The sequence below is a fragment of the Klebsiella oxytoca genome (assembly GCF_009707385.1).
Lineage (GTDB): Bacteria > Pseudomonadota > Gammaproteobacteria > Enterobacterales > Enterobacteriaceae > Klebsiella > Klebsiella oxytoca_C.
In genome coordinates this window covers 4,313,030-4,331,605 of sequence record NZ_CP046115.1, presented here as the reverse complement: position 1 = coordinate 4,331,605, position 18,576 = coordinate 4,313,030, and the positions used below count along the sequence as shown (strand labels likewise).

Annotated in this window: 14 protein-coding genes; 4 read left to right on the top strand and 10 right to left on the bottom strand. The window is 57.7% G+C overall.

Annotation, left to right across the window (positions count from 1 at the left end; all coding sequences use genetic code 11):
* Nucleotides 1–14: 14 nt before the first annotated feature.
* From fucR to fucP, 5 genes are all read right to left on the bottom strand, one after another.
* Entirely contained in the window at nucleotides 15–725 is a 711-nt protein-coding gene (gene fucR, locus GJ746_RS20150; protein WP_154681783.1) for an L-fucose operon activator, read from the bottom strand.
* A 57-nt stretch (nucleotides 726–782) separates the two neighbouring features.
* Nucleotides 783–1,205, bottom strand: a complete 423-nt coding sequence (fucU, locus tag GJ746_RS20145; RefSeq protein WP_154681782.1) for an L-fucose mutarotase — start codon at nucleotides 1,203–1,205, stop codon at nucleotides 783–785.
* Nucleotide 1,206: 1 nt separating this feature from the next.
* Nucleotides 1,207–2,625 (bottom strand): L-fuculokinase, encoded by a 1,419-nt coding sequence (gene fucK, locus GJ746_RS20140; protein ID WP_154681781.1) that lies wholly within the window; start codon nucleotides 2,623–2,625, stop codon nucleotides 1,207–1,209.
* A gap of 67 nt (nucleotides 2,626–2,692) precedes the next feature.
* Nucleotides 2,693–4,468: an L-fucose isomerase gene (fucI, locus tag GJ746_RS20135; protein WP_154681780.1), complete on the bottom strand. Its 1,776-nt coding sequence runs from the start codon at nucleotides 4,466–4,468 to the stop codon at nucleotides 2,693–2,695.
* A gap of 31 nt (nucleotides 4,469–4,499) precedes the next feature.
* On the bottom strand, nucleotides 4,500–5,810 hold the full coding sequence (fucP, locus tag GJ746_RS20130) for an L-fucose:H+ symporter permease (RefSeq protein ID WP_154681779.1): 1,311 nt from the start codon (nucleotides 5,808–5,810) through the stop codon (nucleotides 4,500–4,502).
* A 559-nt stretch (nucleotides 5,811–6,369) separates the two neighbouring features.
* Between fucP and fucA the strand changes: the two genes are divergently transcribed.
* Nucleotides 6,370–7,017 carry an L-fuculose-phosphate aldolase gene (gene fucA / locus GJ746_RS20125; RefSeq protein WP_154681778.1) on the top strand — a complete coding sequence of 216 codons (648 nt, stop codon included), beginning with the start codon at nucleotides 6,370–6,372 and terminating at the stop codon, nucleotides 7,015–7,017.
* Between the two features lie 181 nt (nucleotides 7,018–7,198).
* Here the strand turns inward: fucA and xni are convergent, their stop codons facing one another.
* A complete protein-coding gene (xni, locus tag GJ746_RS20115; protein WP_154681776.1) occupies nucleotides 7,199–7,954 on the bottom strand; it encodes a flap endonuclease Xni in 756 nt (251 codons plus the stop codon).
* Between the two features lie 109 nt (nucleotides 7,955–8,063).
* Nucleotides 8,064–10,007 carry a sigma-54-dependent Fis family transcriptional regulator gene (locus tag GJ746_RS20110; RefSeq protein WP_154681775.1) on the bottom strand — a complete coding sequence of 648 codons (1,944 nt, stop codon included), beginning with the start codon at nucleotides 10,005–10,007 and terminating at the stop codon, nucleotides 8,064–8,066.
* A gap of 271 nt (nucleotides 10,008–10,278) precedes the next feature.
* Here GJ746_RS20110 and ssuD point away from each other — a divergent pair, with 271 nt between their 5' ends.
* From ssuD to GJ746_RS20095, 3 genes are all read left to right on the top strand, one after another.
* Complete coding sequence (ssuD, locus tag GJ746_RS20105; RefSeq protein ID WP_154681774.1) at nucleotides 10,279–11,451, top strand: FMNH2-dependent alkanesulfonate monooxygenase; 1,173 nt, start codon at nucleotides 10,279–10,281, stop codon at nucleotides 11,449–11,451.
* A gap of 15 nt (nucleotides 11,452–11,466) precedes the next feature.
* Nucleotides 11,467–12,864, top strand: a complete 1,398-nt coding sequence (locus tag GJ746_RS20100) for an FAD/NAD(P)-binding protein (RefSeq protein ID WP_154681773.1) — start codon at nucleotides 11,467–11,469, stop codon at nucleotides 12,862–12,864.
* Between the two features lie 74 nt (nucleotides 12,865–12,938).
* Nucleotides 12,939–14,345, top strand: coding sequence for an LLM class flavin-dependent oxidoreductase (locus tag GJ746_RS20095; protein WP_154681772.1), 1,407 nt, complete (start codon nucleotides 12,939–12,941; stop codon nucleotides 14,343–14,345).
* 135 nt (nucleotides 14,346–14,480) lie between these two features.
* Here GJ746_RS20095 and GJ746_RS20090 read toward each other — a convergent pair whose 3' ends face one another.
* The 3 genes from GJ746_RS20090 to GJ746_RS20080 all read right to left on the bottom strand — a co-directional run bounded on the left by GJ746_RS20090 (nucleotide 14,481) and on the right by GJ746_RS20080 (nucleotide 18,279).
* Entirely contained in the window at nucleotides 14,481–15,422 is a 942-nt protein-coding gene (locus GJ746_RS20090) for an aliphatic sulfonate ABC transporter substrate-binding protein (RefSeq protein WP_154681771.1), read from the bottom strand.
* Nucleotides 15,423–15,568: 146 nt separating this feature from the next.
* Nucleotides 15,569–16,936 (bottom strand): L-serine ammonia-lyase, encoded by a 1,368-nt coding sequence (locus tag GJ746_RS20085; RefSeq protein ID WP_154681770.1) that lies wholly within the window; start codon nucleotides 16,934–16,936, stop codon nucleotides 15,569–15,571.
* A gap of 53 nt (nucleotides 16,937–16,989) precedes the next feature.
* Complete coding sequence (locus GJ746_RS20080) at nucleotides 16,990–18,279, bottom strand: HAAAP family serine/threonine permease (RefSeq protein ID WP_154681769.1); 1,290 nt, start codon at nucleotides 18,277–18,279, stop codon at nucleotides 16,990–16,992.
* Nucleotides 18,280–18,576: the final 297 nt, after the last annotated feature.

Below are 18,576 nucleotides of genomic sequence, written 5' to 3'. Positions count from 1 at the left end.
CGCTGCAATAGCCGTTACGACTGCGATACGTCCGATACAATATTCGTCACATCGTCCAGATGGCCGATCCGCGCCTCCCCTGAACGATTAAACTTGCTCTTATCGATCAGTAATAATGATTGAGAAGCCCGCTTCAGCAGCAGCGATTTAAACTCGGCGTTCATCGTATTTGAGTCCCAGAGCGCGCCGTCGCTGTCGATACCTTCGCAGGAAAAAATGAACAGATCGATCTCCAGCGTTTTGAGCTGCGAGATGAGCGACGCGCTGACGTAGCAGCCGTATTTACGCTGGAGCGTGCCGCCGGAGCAGGTGAGCTGAATATTCTCGCGCTTGCTTAGCTCCTGACAAATCGGCTGGCTGTTAGTAAAGACGTGCAGGTCGATATCGGGCAGCTGGCGGGCCAGATACCAGCAGGTTGAGCTGGCATCAAGGGCGATAACCATCCCTTCTTCTATCCACGCAAGAGCTTCGCGGGCGATATCCGCTTTGTGCGCGTAGTGGCTTTTCAGACGGATATGAAAAGGATCGCCGCTGTCCCGGCTTTGCCGGTGAATGACTTTTGCCCGCCCGTGGTTACGCAGCACCTTTCCCTGAGACTGAAGCTCGCTAAGATCGCGGCGTATGGTTTCTCTGCTGACGTTAAGCTGTAGCGATAAGGTTTCGGTGGTCAGGCTGTTATGGTTAATGAGCAGATCTAGTATCGCTTGCTGTCGTGCCGCTTTCATTTTTCTCACCCCGGCGTTCGCTGAGCGCCCGCATCAGACGGGCGCTGCGGCATGAGATTACGGCGTTACTCCTTTTTTTAAAAGAATATTCCCGTACTTAGCGCGCTCACCTGTGATAACGATCGCAAAGGCTTTTTGCGCCCGCTCGTAGAAAGCAAAGCGGTCAATGCGCAGGATCTCCGGGCAGGGCGCGGGGCCGGAAAGCGCCTCGCGATAGCGCGCTTCGACCTGCGGGTCCAGGGTGTCGCCTTCCACGGCGGCCATCATTACCAGCGGCGGCGCGTAGCTGTCTAATTCGAAAAGGGGAATAATCGCCTGCAGCAGCTCGCTCACCAGTAATCCGTCGGCGCGAATGACCTGTGGCCCCATGCTGTGCGCCGGAAAGTGGGCGTCGGAAAAGACGATCTCATCTCCGTGCCCCATTTCCGCCAGCACCTTGAGAAGCGCCGGGGAGATTAGCGGGGAAATCGTTTTTAGCATCTCAAACTCCTTCAATCAGTTCGGGTTCCGTTTGCGGATAGAAATAACGATACTGATAGCTCACCTGCGCTCTGGCCTGCTCCGGAGAGCGAAATTCACCGACGCCGTACCAGCCGAACATGGCGGCGCCGGCTACGGTGGTTTCGGCGTCATCCAGCACTTTGACCGGAATATCGAGCGCATTGGCTTTGATCTGATTCCACAGCGCGTTGCGGCTACCGCCGCCAACCAGCAGCAGTTCGCTGGCGTTGAAATGGCCGATTTTTTGTAGCGTTTGCAGGTTGCGCGCAAGCTGTTCGCTTAACCCCTCGAGCGCGGCGCGGTAGAAGTGACCACGGGTGGTATTCAGCGTGACGCCCTGCCAGCCCGCGTTTTGACAGGAGAGCAGATCGCACTGCATTTTCACGCCCTGAGCGCCGGCGGGAATAACGCGCGCTTCTTCAATCAGCGTTTGCCACGGGGTTTCCGACGTCCACAGCAGCTGGCGTACCCATTCCAGCACGCCGGAGGCCAGCCACTGCATGCCTGGGTTATACCGCCCCGGCTGGCTATCCAGCTCGCAGGTCGAGCCTGCATAGTGGCCGAGCAGCGGCGTATTTACCCGGGCGCTGCGTACCATCAGGATTTCCCAGGTGCCGGATGAGAGCACCGGTTCATCCTGCTCTGCGCCGGCGCCAAACAGCGCGAACTGGGTATCGTGACCGGCGGAGATCACCGGAATTCCGTCGGGTAATCCCAGCATCTTCGCGGCATCGCTTTGCAGGATGCCTATTTGCTGGCCCGCCTCAACGAGCCGGGGAAACAGGCGGCGCGGCAATCCGGTCGCCTGTAAAATCTGCTCACTAAAATCCCGCTGATGAATATCCAGCAGCTGGCTGGTGCCCGCCATGGTGATATCGGTGGTGAATTCGCCGGTCAGACGCTGGTTGATCAGCGAGGAAATAAACAGCCAGGCATGAGCCTGCTCCAGCAGCTGCGGGTGGTTCTCCTTCAGCCATATCAGCTTATACAACGTGTTGAAGGCAAATGCGCCGACGCCGGAGATCTGCTGAAGCTGCCGGGCGGGCATAAAGTGGCCGATATTTTCCATCACCGCTGCGGTACGCGGACATTTCCAGCTGATGATCGGGTAGAGCAGCTGACCCTGTTCATCCACCAGCGCGCCGTCCACGCCAAAGGTGGTGACCGTGATGCCGCGAACCGTGCAGGATGAGAGTTCCTTGCGAATCTGCCGACAGCATTGCTCGAAGCGCTGCAGGATGGCTTCCAGCGACCACTGGTGCCAGGCGCGGTTCTCCACGGCGATATCGCTGGCGTTGGCCGTTGCGGCGCGGGCAATAATTTTCCCCTGGCGGTCAACGGCTATCGCCCTGACGTTGGTGGCGCCGCAGTCGAGAACGAGGATGACTTCATTCTTCATAAATAACTCCATAAACGTCGCCGGATGGCGCAGGCTTACAGGGTCTGCGCCACCGGGCAAAGCCGCATTAACGTTTATACAGCGGGCCGTAGTTCTGGCAGGCGCGGTAATCCTGGCCTTCGCTATCCATCCCGTGAGCAGCCCAGCTGGACGGGCGGTAAATTTTCCCCTCCTCCACGTTATGCATGCACACCGGAATACGCAGCATAGACGCCAGGGTGATAAAGTCGGCGCCCACGTGACCGATGGTCAGTACGCCGTGGTTAGCGCCCCAGTTGGCCATCACCGAGTAGACGTCGGAGAACGGGCCCTTGCCGGTCAGGCGCGGCGCAAACCAGGTGGTGGGCCAGGTGGAGTTGGTGCGGGCATCAAGCTGGCCATGCATCTCTTTCGGCAGCTCCACGCTCCAGCCTTCGGCGATTTGCAGAACCGGGCCAAGGCCTTTAATGATATTCACCCGGGTCATGGTAAACGGCACGCCGCCTTCGGTCAGGAAGCGGGAAGAGAAGCCGCCGCCGCGGAAGTATTCATGAATCGCCGGGCACCATTCGGTGGCTGCCATGCAGGCGTCGGCCTCCTGCTGGCTGATTTCCCAGTGCGGTTTCATGGTTGGTTTTCCTTCGGCATCGCGCTGTTTACAGGAACCATCCAGCGCCGCCGAACCGGAGTTGATCAGGTGAATAATGCCGTGCTCCGCCAGCCCGGTCAGCGGTTGGCCGGTGACGCGTTCTACCGCTTCCGGCGACCAGTAGGTGCGCACGTCGGCAAACACCTGGGCGGTGCCGGTCAGCTGGTGGCCCATCAGCATCGCCACGCCGTTGAGGCTGTCGTTTTCGGTGGCGACGACAAAAGGTTCGCGTACGCCGTTCCAGTCAAAAGAGCTGTTGAGCAGGGCTTCGGCGGTATCGCCGTTAGGGTATTGATCGGTCCAGTGGCGCTGTCCCTGGAAGCCAGCGGCAATGGCGTTGTAGCCCAGAGACTCTTCAACCAGACCTTTTTCCGCCAGCTTCTTGTTACCCTGCATCATGTCGCGAATGCACATCGCCATCAGCAGGCTCTCTTTCAGCACCGCGCTGCTCTGTTCGGCATTGCGTTTATACTGCTGCGCGTTCTGGTCCTCGCCGTAGCGGAAGGTTTTATCCGCCCACGCCAGCGCCATTTCCAGCTCGGTTTCGTCATAGATTTTCTGGTCGATGCGGCGACGCAGTTCGGTCATATCCACCGCCTGCACCTTCATACCGAGCCAGGATTCGAAGAAGTTGTGATCGACGATAGAACCGGCGATCCCCATCGACACACCGCCGACGGAAAGATAGCTTTTGCCCTTCATGCTGGCGACCGCTAAGCCAGCGCGCGCGAAGCGCAGCAGTTTTTCTTCGACATCAGGCGGAATGGAGGTGTCGTCGGCATCCTGCACGTCGTGACCATAGATGGAGAACGCCGGGATCCCCTTCTGGCTGTGGGCGGCCAGCGCTGCCGCAAGATAAACCGCACCGGGGCGTTCGGTGCCGTTAAAACCCCAGATGGCTTTCGGGCGCAGCGGGTCCATATCGATAGTTTCGCTGCCGTAGCACCAGCACGGAGTGACGGTAATGGTGACGCCAACGTTCTGGCCGCTGAATTTCTCCTCGCAGGCTGCGGATTCGGCCATCCCCGCGATACAGCTATCGGCGATCACGCACTCAATCTGCGCGCCGCAGGCGTGGCGTAGTTTTTCGCTGATAAGCGCGGCGGTGGCTTTGGCCATATTCATGGTTTGCTCTTCCAGCGACTCGCGTACCCCCATGCGGCGTCCATCAATAACCGGGCGAATGCCAATTTTCGGTAAACTGATTTTTTTCATTACAGATCCCTCACGTTATTCGGATAAATGTTTAGTTAGCTGCCGTTTGCGAACGGAAACGGGCAAAGATGAAAATCACGGCAAAGCACAGCGCCGGAACCAGCTCCGCGGTGGGAATGTTGCCAGCGGCGTCGCTGACAAAACCCATCACCGGGGTGACGATCCCGCCGCCAATAATGGTCATGACGATAAAAGAGGAGCCGTATTTGGTGTCCTGTCCCAGGTTTTTGATGCCCAGCGAGAAGATGGTTGGATACTGAATCGACATAAATGCGCTGCACAGGGTCAGCGCCAGCAGACCAACGTGGCCGCCGCTGACGGCCGAGATCAGGCACAGGAGCATGGAGAGCAGGGCATAGGCTGCCAGCACTTTATGCGGCGCGAAGCGGCTGATGAGCCAGGTACCGGAGAAGCGGCCGATAAAGAAGCACACCATAGTTCCGGTCAGATAGTTGGCGGCGAAACCGGGCGTCATGCCGGGGATCTCTTCGATAGCGTAGCGAATCAGATAGCTCCAGCAGGCGGTTTGCGCGCCGACGTAGCAGAACTGCGCCAGCACCGCCCAGCGCCAGTGGCGAATCCGTATCAGGCGAGCAAGGGAAGCCGAGAATGAACCCTGATTGGCGTCACTATGTTCGTCGCTTTGCAGGGCCGGGAATTTGGTTAACATAATCAACAGCGCGACCAGCAGGACAATCGCGACGATGATCATGTAAGGGGTCTGCACCGATAGCACCAGGCTGTGTTTATAGGCGCTGAGCTGCTCCGGGGCCATTTTATCGAGCACGTCCTGCGAGTGATGCGGCACGTTAGACAAAATAAGGCTTTGCCCAAAAACTACGGCAATAATGGCGCCAAAAGAGTTAAATGTTTGCGCCAGATTAAGACGGAAGTGTCCGCCGCTTTCTGGCCCTAACACCGTAACAAAAGGATTCGCCGCGGTTTCTAAACACCCTAAGCCTGCGGCAATAATAAACAGGCCGATCAGGAATAAGGTGTAATTCATGATCTCTGCGGCTGGCCAGAATAGCGCAGCGCCAAATGCATATAAGAATAGTCCGGTAATAATGCCAGCTTTATAACTTAATTTTTTCATCAAAATTCCGGCCGGAACAGGAATGACGAAATAGCCGAAATAAAATGCCGATTGAATCAGTCCGGCCTGAAAGTTAGTCAGGGTAAAGGCTTGTTGAAATTGTGGTAATAAAATATCGTTGAGGTTATTAGCCACTGCCCAGAGAAAAAATAGCGAGCACAGCAGGGCGAAGGGAATAATGTAGCGCTTGCTTTGCCCTGTCTCTACCGCACGAAAACTTTGCGTTTGTATTGTCGTGTTTCCCATAGCATCCTCATTGGTTCAGAAGCGTGTTCAGCAGTCGGGTATACCCACCCGACCGCAGGAGTCAGGTGAGTCCACGCGGCAACATAAACAGTGAAATAAACATCACGGAATGAACTCATGAATTCATTTTCAAATTAAAAAAGTCTTTTAATATGATGGCGGTCACACTTAGCATCCACTCTATGGTTTTATGTGATTATCATCACTTTAATAATCAGAAAAATATGACCGTTTGAGAAATTTAATTCTAAAACCCACAGAATAGATGACCGATTTATTTTATTATGTGGAAAACGGGCAGTTGTTAAAATTATCAGCAAAATGCCCGTTTTTAAATCTATTAGTAAGAACGGGCATTTTTCAGAAGCTAAAAATCAACGAACGGTTTTTTTTATACGGAAATAAGTGAGAGGTATCACAGAACCGGCGGGTGTAAATTCCTTTCTGATTATTCGGGATGATGATGGTGAGTAATTATTTGAGTTATTCAACAGCGTCGCTGCGCTACATCCGGCGAACGGCCTGCTGTCGTATTGCGCATCATAAAGAGAGGTAAAGAATGGAACGAAACAGACTGGCCAGGCAGATTATTGAGACCTGCCTGGAGATGACCCGCCTGGGGTTAAATCAGGGAACCGCAGGCAACGTGAGCGTGCGTTATCAAGGAGGAATGCTGATCACGCCAACGGGCATTCCTTACGAAAAGCTGACGGAGGCACATATTGTTTATATTGATGCTAAAGGTCAGCATGAGCAGGGCAAGCTGCCGTCCAGCGAGTGGCGTTTTCATATGGCGGCCTATCAGACGCGCCTTGATGCTCACGCGGTGGTGCATAATCACGCGGTTCACTGTACGGCGGTGTCGATCCTCAATCGTCCCATTCCCGCCATTCACTATATGATTGCGGCGGCGGGGGGCAACTCGATCCCCTGCGCGCCGTACGCCACGTTCGGTACCCGCGAGCTGTCTGAATATGTGGCGGTGGCGCTGAAAAACCGCAAAGCGACGCTGTTGCAGCACCATGGCCTGATCGCCTGTGAAGAGAACCTGGAGAAAGCCCTGTGGCTGGCGCATGAAGTCGAAGTGCTGGCGCAGCTCTATCTCAGCACCCTGGCGATTGTCGATCCGGTGCCGGTTCTCGATGACGAGGCCATCGCCATCGTGCTGGAGAAATTCAAAACCTACGGATTACGTATTGAAGAGTGATGCCGTAAGCGAAGGCTTCTGCTGGCTGCTTCCGGGCAACAGATCCCATGCGGCTTCGGTTATCCCCCCGGTGGCGGCTGGCGCCTTACCGGGGTTACAGGTGCGTCACCGTCTGCGATCCGGTAGCCCGGAAAGATGCGCAGCATCGCCTCCGGGAAGCCGCGCGCACCGCGGCCCGGCGCTACCGGGACAGCCGCAGCTGCTGCAGGTTACCGTCCAGCTGTAAATCGGTTTGCAGACGCGCGATTTCCCGGCAGGTGAAGGCCATCTCTTTATGCTCCTCCAGCTTCTTGCGCCACTTCTCCGGCACGTCTGCCAGCCGCGCGTAGATCCCTTCCAGATCCTGAAAATCGTTTAACAGCTGGGCGGCGCTTTTTGGCCCAATCCCCGCCACGCCGGGAACTTTGGAGCTGCTGATGCCCGCCAGCCCCCAGTAGTCGGGCAGCTGCTCCGGCGTCACGCCGAACTCTTTGGCGATAAACGGCGCGTCAAGCCAGCGCTTCTGGAAATAGTCGCGGATGCGGATAGTTGGCGACAGCAGCTGGCAATAGCCTTTGTCGGTTGAAACGATGGTTGCCTGATGCCCGGCCTGCGCTACCTTTACCGCCAGGGTGGCGGCAAGGTCGTCGGCTTCGCTACCGGGAATTGCCCAGCAGCGAAATCCGCGCTGTTCAAAGGCCGCTCGTAGCGCAGGCATTTCCGCTTCGAGCATTTCCGGCATCGGCGCGCGCCCGGCTTTGTAATCGGGCAGGCGCTGATGTCGCCAGCCGTGACCGCGGTCTTCATCATCAAATACCGCTACGACGTGGGTCGGCTGGCTATGAATCACCAGCTGCTCAAGCGCATGCAGGCAGGTGTCGACGCAGGGTGACCCCTGCACCGCGTGGATGCGGCGAATCAGATTAAGTGCATCGACGATTAACAGATGAACGGCCACGGATATCCTCATAAACAGGCGCTTATTCCAGTGCCTTTCAGGGTAACATCGCCGCGCGAATGAGGCTATTGTCGCCTGAGAAATCAGGAAGATGGCTCGCAGTTTCCGGCTAATCAACGTGCATCAGCAGTCCGGGCTCGCTATTGGTGGCTTCGCCATACCAGACGGCTTCCCGCACCGAAACCGGTTTGTGAATGAGCCCCAGCGCGTAAAAACGATCGGAGATGCTTTGCTGGGCGCGAATGACTTTGAGATCCATCGGACGCGGGCGATGGCTGCGGCGCGATAAGGCCCGCGTCAGCGCCGCGGCGTTAAGTCCCAGCTCGGCGGAAAGCAGTCTCGCCGCCTCCTCCCGATGCAGGTCGATAAACTGCCCGGTCTGCGTCAGTTCTGCCAACAGGCGCTGCATAATATCGCTATTGCGGTTGGCGTAGTTGCGGCGTGACAGATAGAACTGATGGTTGTTAACGCGCCCTTCGCCGCTGGCGACTATCCGTAATTCGCCGCTTAATTCCGCATCGCTGAGCAGCGGATCCCACATCATCCAGGCATCCACCGCGAGGTAATCGCTGGCGGTCAGCGGATACTTCGGCGGAATGTAGACCACTTTAACGTCATTCAATCCCAACCCCGCCTCTTCCAGAATATGCAGCAACAGCCAGTGGACGTTAGAGCCTTTATTCAACGCAATACGTTTGCCGCGCAGGTCGGCAACGGTGTGAATATCGCTGTGCTGCGGGACGACCATCGCCACGCTTTGTGGCGCAGGCGGCTCCCAGGCGACATACACCAGCTCGTTGTTATTGGCCTGAGCGAAAACCGGCGGTGCTTCGCCGGTAGTGCCAAAATCGATCTCATCGCAGGCCAGCGCGTGCAGCAGCTGCGGCCCGGCGGGGAACTCGCTCCACAGTACGCTGACGCCGCGGCTGGCAAAGGCTTTCTCGAGGCTTTGCCGCGCTTTGAGGATGCCAAGATTGCCGAAGCGCTGGAAGCCAATACGCAGCTCCCGGTCACGGGAGACGCTGGTTACCGCCGGGCTGTAGACAGGTTCCAGCCGACGACGGCTTTTAATGATGCCAAAATTTGCCAGCTGCGTGCGTAGCGTATGGCGGCTAATACCGAGCAGCGCTGCGGCCTGGCTTTGATTATCGTCGCTGTAGGCCATCGCGCCGCGTATCAACGCTCCGGTAACCCGTTCCCACAGCGGCTCGCCAGGCAGAGAAAGCTGACGACGAATAAAATCATCCAGTTCGTTATCGCTGATTGCCGAGGGCTCGTTGTTCAGGGTAGTCAGCCGCAGCTGGGCGGGGCTAATTTCCTCTTCTTTACTCAGCAAGACCGCATTATGCAGGGTGTTCTCCAGCTCGCGGATATTGCCCGGCCAGGGGTAATCCATCAGCTTTGCCAGGGTTTCCGGAGCCAGACGGCGAACCGGGCGGCCCAACCGACGGGCATAAAGCGAGAGAAAATGGTCTGCCAGGACGGGAATATCCTGGCGGCGCTGGCGCAGCGGCGGCAGCGGCACGATGGCGATATTCAGCCGGTAGTAGAGATCTTCACGGAAACGACGCTCGCGGATAGCCTGCATCAGGTCCACGTGGGTGGCAGCGATAACCCGTACGTTTACCTTGATGGCTTTACGTGAGCCGACGCGGGTGATTTCGCGCTCCTGCAGGACGCGTAGCAGTTTGACCTGGAGCGGCAGGCTAAGCTCGCCGATTTCATCGAGCAGCAGCGTGCCGCCTTCCGCAGCTTCGAACCAGCCGGGATGGCTTTGTACCGCGCCGGTAAACGCGCCTTTTTCATGGCCGAAGAGCTCCGCTTCCGCCAGGCTTTCGCTGAGCGCGCCGCAGTTGACGGCAAGAAACGGTCGATGGCGGCGCGGGCTATGGTGATGCAGATAGCGGGCGACGACCTCTTTCCCGGTGCCGGTTTCACCAACGATCAGCACCGTAGCTTCGGTAGGGGCCAGTTTATCCAGCAGACTCTGAAACGCTTTCGACGCCGGGTCGATCAGCGTGGGCGTAGTGGATGGATATTCAGGATTCAGCATGGGTGACCTCCGGTATTTGATGCCCTGAACTTATCCTGTGGCGGAGATGGAAACCAGAGGGCTAACCCGACGCGCTGTTGCAAAAGCCGCAGGTCGGGCGCATTGGCTGCCGCATTTGCAACAGCAGTCTTAAAGATCGTTTTATCTAACTTACTGAATTTATTTTATTAATTTTTCATTCACTCTTGGCATGATTATCGCTAACACTCATATAACCAAATTAAAACATCTCTTCGATAAATATCGGATATGGTTATATAGGAAATCGATAATGACGAAAAAAGCCGACGATAAAATCAATGTGTTCTGGTTCCTGCCCACCCACGGCGATGGCCGCTATCTGGGCACCGCCGAGGGCGGACGCCCGGTTGATCTGCCTTACCTGCAGCAGGTAGCGCTGGCGGCCGACAGCCTCGGCTACTACGGCGTGCTGATCCCTACCGGGAAAAGCTGCGAAGACTCCTGGCTGGTGGCCTCGGCGCTGGCGCCGCTGACCCGCCGTCTGCGCTATCTGGTGGCCGTCCGTCCCGGTCTGCAGCCGCCGACGCTGGCGGCGAGAATGGCGGCGACGCTCGATCGTCTGTCGGGCGGTCGGCTGCTGATTAACGTCGTTACCGGCGGCGATCCGGTGGAAAACAAAGGCGACGGCATTTTCCTCAGCCACGGCGAACGCTATCAGGTGACCCGCGAATTTCTCGACGTCTACTCGCGCCTGCTGAAAGGCGAAAAGGTGGATTATCATGGCGAGCATATTCACGTAGAAGGCGCGGAAGTACTGTTTCCACCGGTACAGGAAAACGGCCCGCCGCTCTATTTTGGCGGTTCTTCTGAGGAGGCTATCGACGTCGCCGCCGATCAAATCGACACCTATCTGACCTGGGGTGAACCGCCGGCGCTGGTGGCTGAAAAACTGGCGGTAGTGCGCGAGCGTGCCGCCGCCAGGGGACGTACGCTGCAGTACGGGATTCGTCTGCACGTGATTGTGCGCGAAACTGAAGAAGAGGCGTGGGCTGCGGCCGATCGTTTGATTTCTCATCTCGACGACGAAACTATCGCCCAGGCGCAGAAAATTTTTGCCCGCATGGATTCCACCGGGCAGTCGCGAATGAGCGCGCTGCATAAAGGATCGCGGGAAAATCTGCGCATTGCGCCGAACCTGTGGGCAGGCGTAGGGCTGGTGCGCGGCGGAGCCGGGACGGCGCTGGTCGGCAATCCGCAGCAGGTGGCAGAACGCATTCGTGAATATCAGGCGCTCGGCATCACCAACTTTATTTTCTCCGGTTACCCGCATCTGGAAGAGGCTCATCGCTTCGCCGACCTGGTGATGCCGCTACTGCCGCTGGCGGGCCATGAGCAGCCGAAGGCGCGTAGCGTGAATACCGGCCCATTCGGTGAAACCATCGGCGGCGATAAGCGTCCGGTGAAACAGGTCAGCGCAAGCTGAGGGAAGGTCAAATGTATGCAAACTGAACCTCATGTGGTGATTGTTGGCGGCGGATTTAGCGGCGCGGCGGTGGCTATTCATCTCCTGCGTCTGGCGCCGGCTGGCGTGCGGGTAACGCTGCTGGAGCCGCGCGAGGTTCCCGGCGCGGGCGTGGCCTACTCCACCACTGAACCGAGCCATCGGATCAACGTTCCCGCCGCGCGGATGCAGCTTGCTGGAGAGGAGGAGGGGGCATTCGATCGCTGGTACCGCAGCCAGCCTGCTTTTGCTGATGATCCGCAGGCTCTACTGGAAGACGGAGCGGTCTATCCGCAGCGCGGCCAGTTTGGTCGCTACGTCGCCCAGCGTTTCGCCGAGGAGGCGCGAGCCAGCGCCGGGAGACTGACGCATTTACGCGAGCAGGCGCTGAGCTTTAAAGATGGCGAAGTTATCACCGACAGCGGTCGTCGACTATCGGCCAATCTGCTGGTGCTGGCAATCAGCCATCCGCCGCCCTCTTTGCCAGCGCTCGCGACACCGTTTGCGACCCATCCGGCGCTTATCGCCAATCCCTGGATGGCCGGTGTTCTGGAGAATATCGCGCCGGAGGCCAGCGTGGCGGTTATGGGCACCGGTCTGACGATGGCGGATACCGTTGCGACTCTGACGCGATTGGGCCATCGGGGGCCGATAAGCGCATTTTCACGCCGCGGACTGCTGTCCCGCAGCAACCTGAGTGGTAATAGTGAACCCTGGCCTGGCGAATACGATCGCGGATCGCTGCGCCAGCGGCTGCGGCAAATCCGTCTGGATATCAGGCGCGCGGCGGAGCAGGGGGAGGCCTGGCAGGTGGTGCTGGACGCGGTGCGCAATCAGGGGCAAAGCATCTGGCAGGCGCTGACGGTTGCCGATCGCCAGCGCTTCCTGCGTCATTTGCGCAGCTACTGGGACGTTCACCGCTACCGTATCGCTCCGCAGGTAGCCGGGGTACTTGAACAGCGTCAGTTCGACGGCAGTCTGAAAATTCTGGCGGCCAGGCTGACGGCGCTGGAAGGCGATGCGCAAAAGCTGACGTTAACCCTGTCACCGCGCAGCGGTGAATCGCAGCGGGTGAGCGTTGATCATTTTATTTTAACCACCGGCCCGGCGCATGGAGCGCTGACCGACAGCCAGCCGCTGTTGCGCCAGCTGAGCCAGGATGGGCTGATACGCGCCGATGCGTTTGGCCTCGGCCTCGACGTCGATTGCCGCTCGCGGGCGATCGATCGTGAAGGGCAGGCCAACCCCACTCTGTTGGTTTCCGGCCCCGCCGCGCGGGCCCGCTTCGGAGAGCTGATGGGGCTGCCGCAGGTGGCTGACCATGCCGCCATCGTGGCCGCTGAAGCGCTGCTGACGCTGGGTATTAAACAAGCCGCCCGATGTCCGGCGTTCTGAACGCCTTTTATCCCCCGATTCCCTTAACTGATTATGCGCGCGTCCCGACGGCGGGGCGCGCCGTGGAGAGTGCTATGTCATCACAACGTGAAATTCGTCTGAATGCTTTTGATATGAACTGCGTCGGCCACCAGTCGCCGGGGCTGTGGGCCCATCCGCGCGACCGCTCGTGGCAGTATAAAGATCTTGAGTATTGGGTCGACCTGGCGCGTCTGCTGGAGCGCGGCAAGTTTGACGGACTGTTTATCGCCGACGTGCTTGGGGTCTACGACGTGCTGAACGGCAACGGCGATGCGGCGATCCGCCAGGCAGCGCAGGTGCCGGTCAACGATCCGTTGGCGCTGATTACGCCGATGGCGCTGGTGACGGAGCATCTGGGATTTGGCCTGACCGCTTCGCTCTCCTTTGAGCATCCCTATCCGTTCGCCCGCCGTCTGTCGACCCTCGACCATCTGACGAAGGGGCGCGTCGGGTGGAATATCGTGACCTCCTATCTGGAAAGCGGAGCGCGTAATATTGGCCAGAAAGCGCAGACCGACCATGACGCCCGTTACGACTACGCCGATGAATATCTGGAAGTGGTCTATAAGCTGCTGGAAGGCAGCTGGGAAGACGGTGCGGTGCTGCGCGACAGGGAGCGCAAGATCTTCAGCGATCCGCGAAAAATTCACCCGATTAACCATCAGGGCAACTTCTTTTCGGTGCCGGGGATCCACCTCTGCGAACCGTCGCCGCAGCGTACGCCGGTGCTCTATCAGGCGGGCGCCTCCAGCCGCGGCAAGCAGTTCGCCGCGGGGCACGCGGAGTGCGTATTTGTTGGCGCACCGTCGAAAGTCCTGCTGAAAAAGACGGTGGCGGATATTCGCCGTCGCGCCGAAGAGGCCGGGCGCGATCCGCGCAGTATCCTGATCTTTAACATGCAGACGGTGATTGTTGGCGAAACCGATCGCCAAGCGCAGGCTAAATGGCAGGAGTATAAACCGTACGTCAGCTACGAAGGGGCGCTGGCGCTGCTCTCTGGCTGGACCGGTATCGATCTTGGTCAGTATCAGCCGGATCAGGTGCTGGAGTATCTGCATACCAACGCGATTCAGTCGATGGTAGAGGCGTTTTCCACCGCGGATCCGAACAGCCAGTGGACCGTGCAGAAGCTGGCGGACTGGGCGGGGATCGGCGGCTTCGGGCCGCTGGTGGTTGGCAGCCCGCAAACGGTCGCCGATGAGCTGCAGTCCTGGGTCGAAGAGACCGACGTCGATGGTTTTAACCTCGCCTATGCGGTGACCCACGAAACCTTCCGCGACGTGGTGGATTTACTCATTCCTGAGCTGCAAAAGCGCGGCGTGTTTAAACAGGAGTATCGCGAGGGAACCCTGCGCGAGAAGCTGTTCGGCGCCGGACCGCGGCTGGCTGCGCCGCATCCGGGCGCAGGCTATCGCCACGGCGCGCAGCTGGCGGTCGGGAGTAAAGAGAAAGTAAGTTAATTTTGCCGGTCCCCCTCTCCCCGAAGGGTGAGGGGGGAACTGTGGGGCGGTAGGTTTTTCCCGGAGGCGGCGCTTGACGCGCCTGTCCGGGCTACAGGTCCACCGCCGTCTGCTGGCCGGGGATGGCAAACTATATTACTGCTTATCCAGCGACCAGGTCGCGCTGCGCACATCGACTTTCACCGGCAGCAGGCCGATACGGGTGAAAGTATCCGCCAGCGCCTGCTGCTCGTTATAGACCGCTGGCGTCATCCGCTCGGCGCCGTAGGGCAGGCGCGCCAGCGTCTTCAGCCAGATAGCCTTATCCAGCCCGGTTGACGTGGAAAGAATTCCGGCGGCATCGTCCTGATGGCCGTTGGCCCATTCACTCAGTTTAGCCAGCTCATCAACCACCTGCTTCGCGGTGTCCGGATAAGCATCAGCAAATTTGCGGCTTGCCAGGTAGAAGGTGTAGTGCGGCACCAGACCTTCGGCATTGCGAATCTGTCGGGCTTTGGCATTGGTTTCCACTTCTGCAAGGAAAGGATCCCAGATAACCCACGCGTCAATTGCTCCACGCTGGAAAGCGGCGCGGGCGTCGGCAGGGGGTAGATAGACCGGAGTGATATCTTTATAGCTCAGCCCGGCTTTCTCCAGCGCGGTTACCAGCAGGTAGTTCACGTCGGAGCCTTTGTTTAAGCCCACGCGTTTGCCCTTAAGGTCGGCGACGCTTTTAATCGCCGAGTTTTCCGCCACCACGATGGCCTCGGTTTTTGGATTCGCCGGCGAGTGGGCCAGATAGACCAGGTCCGCCTGCGCTGCCTGGGCAAAGGCCGGCGGCGCGTCGCCGGTGGCGGCGAGGTCGATGCTACCCACGTTCAGCCCCTCCAGCATCTGCGGTCCGGCGGGAAATTCTATCCAGCGCACGGCGATACCCTGCTTTTTAAAGCTTTCATCAAGGGTGCCGCGATATTTCAGCAGCGCGAAGATATTGGCTTTTTGATAGCCGATATTGACGGTTTCCGGCGTTTTCGCCAGCGTGGAAGCGGATAAGCCGGCAAGCAATAGCAGCAGCGCAGGACGGGATAATCGGTACATGATTCGTTCTCCTTAGGCGGTTTTCCGTAAGGTAACAAATCGTCTTTATAACTAAGAAATAACTAAATTATCATTTATATAACATAAATGAAGGATGACGGTGAGGGCAGGGAGCCCAGTATGCCATAACATACCGGGAGATAAGGTTAATCGCAGGCGACAATCTTCATCGCCAGGCCGCCGCGTGAAGTTTCGCGATATTTGGCGTTCATATCTTTGCCCGTTTCGTACATGGTCTCGATGACCTTATCGAGGCAAACCCGCGGCTCGCTGGTGCGGCGCAGCGCCATACGTGCGGCGTTGACTGCTTTAACCGCGGCGATAGCGTTACGCTCGATGCACGGTACCTGCACCTGACCGGCGACCGGATCGCAGGTGAGGCCGAGGTTATGCTCCATGCCGATTTCCGCCGCAATGCACACCTGACCCGGACTGCCGCCCAGCAGTTCAGCCAGACCGGCTGCCGCCATTGAGCAGGCTACGCCGACTTCGCCCTGGCAGCCCACTTCGGCGCCGGAAATCGAAGCGTTCATCTTATAAAGTGAGCCAATGGCGCTGGCGACCAGCATATAGCGCGCCAGCGAGTTGGCGTTCACTTTACGGATGAACTTGTCGTAGTAGGCCAGCACCGCGGGCACGATGCCGCAGGCGCCGTTGGTCGGTGCGGTCACCACGCGTCCGCCGGCGGCGTTCTCTTCGTTAACCGCCAGGGCGAACATGTTAATCCAGTCAACGACCGCCATCGGGTCGCTGCTGGTGTTGTCCTGGCTTACCAGCATGCGACGCAGCGCGGCGGCGCGACGCGGAACGCGCAGTTTGCCCGGCAGCACGCCTTCGGTGGTGATACCGCGTTCAATGCCGCTGCTCATCACTTCCCAGACCGCGGCAAAGTGCTGTTCCAGCTCTTCTTTACTGTGCAGCGCCAGCTCGTTTTGCATCATCAGGCCTGAAAGCGATAGTCCGCTTTCGCGACAGTGGCGCTGCAGATCGGCGGCGTTTTTGTACGGATAAGGGACGGCGGCCGGCGCTTCGTTGGTTACGCCGAAATTGTCTTCATCGACGATAAAACCGCCGCCGATGGAGTAGTAAGTCTGGCTGTAGAGAACCTTCTCGCCGCCCAAAGCGGTGATGCGCATGCCGTTCTCGTGCAGCGACAGGTTGTCGGCATGGAAATTCATGCACCGATCGACCGGGAATTCTACTTCGCGCTGACCGTTCGCCAGCATCAGGCGGCCATGGGTGTTGACGTCCTGGATAAAGCCGGGAATCGCGTCGATGTCGACGGTATCCGGCAGATTGCCCGCGAGGCCCATAATAATCGCGATATCTGTATGGTGGCCTTTACCGGTCAGGGAAAGGGAGCCGTAGACATCGACGACGACTTTAGTTACCTCGGAAAGCAGCCCGCGTTCAATAAGATCGTCCGTGAATTGTTTGCCCGCTTTCATCGGTCCAACGGTGTGGGAGCTGGAAGGGCCAATGCCGATTTTAAAAATATCGAATACGCTGATCATGATGCATCCAGTGCTGTCGAAAAGTGCGCCGCGGTTAAGCGGCGCGGGGGATATTAGCTAAACAGAGAGTAGAAAATTGCGGAGATAGCTATCAGGCCCATAATCACCACGAAAACGTTGCTGATGTGGCCGCTATATTTGCGCATGGCCGGGACTTTCTGAATCGCGTACATCGGCATCAGGAACAGAATCATTGCGATGATCGGGCCGCCCAGGGTTTCGATCATCCCAAGGATGCTTGGGTTCAGGGTCGCCACAATCCAGGTAGTAACCAGCATGAACAGCGCGGTGATTTTGTTCAGCTTGTTGATTTCGATAGACTTACCTTTACCGCGCAGGGATTTAATCACCATGCCGTTAAAGCCTTCACGGGCGCCCAGATAGTGGCCGAGGAAGGATTTGGTGATGGCGATCATCGCAATAATCGGCGCCATCCAGGCGATGATTGGCGCATTAAAGTGGTTAGCCAGGTAGGACAGAATCGAAATGTTCTGCTCTTTTGCCGCCGCCAGGTCCGCCGGAGAGAGGCTCAGTACGCAGCTGAAGACGAAGAACATGACGGTCAGCACCATCATGATGTGCGCGCGGGCCAGAATGCTGGAGCATTTTTTCTCTGCGCCTTCGCCGTACTCTTCACGTTTCGCCACGGCGAAAGAGGAGATGATCGGCGAGTGGTTGAAGGAGAACACCATCACCGGAATTGCCAGCCACAGGGTCATCCACAGGCCGTTACCGGTCGCAGTCGCGCTGCTCAGAGACAAGGTTTCCAGCGCCGCGCCGTTCCACTGCGGGATAAGGTACAGAGCCAGAATCATCAGAGCGATAACAAACGGGAATACCAGCACGCTCATCGCTTTTACAATCATCTGCTCGCCGAAGCGCACGATGGTCATCATGCCGACAATCAGAATCAGGGAAAGAATCGCACGCGGCGGCGGCGTTATGTGCAGCTGGTGCGCCATGAAGCTTTCGACGGTGTTGGTAATCGCCACGCTGTATACCAACAGAATCGGGTAGATGGCGAAGAAGTAGAGCAGCGTAATCAGCTTACCTGCGCCGACGCCGAAGTGCTCTTCTACCACTTCGGTGATATCTTCGCCCGGATTCTTACCGGACAGCACGAAGCGGGTCATTCCACGGTGAGCGAAGAAAGTCATCGGGAAGGCCAGAATCGCCATAATAATCAGCGGGATCATACCGCCAACACCGGCGTTGATTGGCAGGAACAGTACGCCGGCGCCGATAGCCGTGCCGTACAGGCCCAGCATCCACATGGTGTCCGTCTTACGCCAACCGCTACGGGTAGCATCCGAAACGATGGTGCTGGTTTGAGTGGTTTCCATCTGTATCTCCTGGAGGAAGCAACAAAATCTATTAAATAAAAACGACTAAATAATATGAAATTCGTTTGTGTACGGTTTTTTAGACATTTTCTCCGTAACAATTGGTGCGGGAAGATACATTTATAAAGTGAATGCATCAGTGATCATGATCTCAAATGCAATAATCCACTTTTAATGTGAGCATTTTTAGCCCAACAGCCTGTATATGGCTGTCAGCCAGAGATTTGTTGCGCGGAGGCTATCATTTTCAGCATATGACAGAATAGTGTCTTGGCGTAATAACGAGGTTTTTACTGT

What these genes read in the sequence shown, in the direction of transcription:
- ssuD (WP_154681774.1), top strand. Translation starts at nt 10,279, where the DNA reads ATGACGAAAAAAGCCGACGATAAAATCAATGTGTTCTGGTTCCTGCCC.
- GJ746_RS20100 (WP_154681773.1), top strand. Translation starts at nt 11,467, where the DNA reads ATGCAAACTGAACCTCATGTGGTGATTGTTGGCGGCGGATTTAGCGGC.
- GJ746_RS20095 (WP_154681772.1), top strand. Translation starts at nt 12,939, where the DNA reads ATGTCATCACAACGTGAAATTCGTCTGAATGCTTTTGATATGAACTGC.
- fucR (WP_154681783.1), bottom strand. Translation starts at nt 725, where the DNA reads ATGAAAGCGGCACGACAGCAAGCGATACTAGATCTGCTCATTAACCAT.
- GJ746_RS20080 (WP_154681769.1), bottom strand. Translation starts at nt 18,279, where the DNA reads ATGGAAACCACTCAAACCAGCACCATCGTTTCGGATGCTACCCGTAGC.
- fucA (WP_154681778.1), top strand. Translation starts at nt 6,370, where the DNA reads ATGGAACGAAACAGACTGGCCAGGCAGATTATTGAGACCTGCCTGGAG.
- GJ746_RS20085 (WP_154681770.1), bottom strand. Translation starts at nt 16,936, where the DNA reads ATGATCAGCGTATTCGATATTTTTAAAATCGGCATTGGCCCTTCCAGC.
- fucU (WP_154681782.1), bottom strand. Translation starts at nt 1,205, where the DNA reads ATGCTAAAAACGATTTCCCCGCTAATCTCCCCGGCGCTTCTCAAGGTG.
- fucP (WP_154681779.1), bottom strand. Translation starts at nt 5,810, where the DNA reads ATGGGAAACACGACAATACAAACGCAAAGTTTTCGTGCGGTAGAGACA.
- fucK (WP_154681781.1), bottom strand. Translation starts at nt 2,625, where the DNA reads ATGAAGAATGAAGTCATCCTCGTTCTCGACTGCGGCGCCACCAACGTC.
- GJ746_RS20110 (WP_154681775.1), bottom strand. Translation starts at nt 10,007, where the DNA reads ATGCTGAATCCTGAATATCCATCCACTACGCCCACGCTGATCGACCCG.
- GJ746_RS20090 (WP_154681771.1), bottom strand. Translation starts at nt 15,422, where the DNA reads ATGTACCGATTATCCCGTCCTGCGCTGCTGCTATTGCTTGCCGGCTTA.
- fucI (WP_154681780.1), bottom strand. Translation starts at nt 4,468, where the DNA reads ATGAAAAAAATCAGTTTACCGAAAATTGGCATTCGCCCGGTTATTGAT.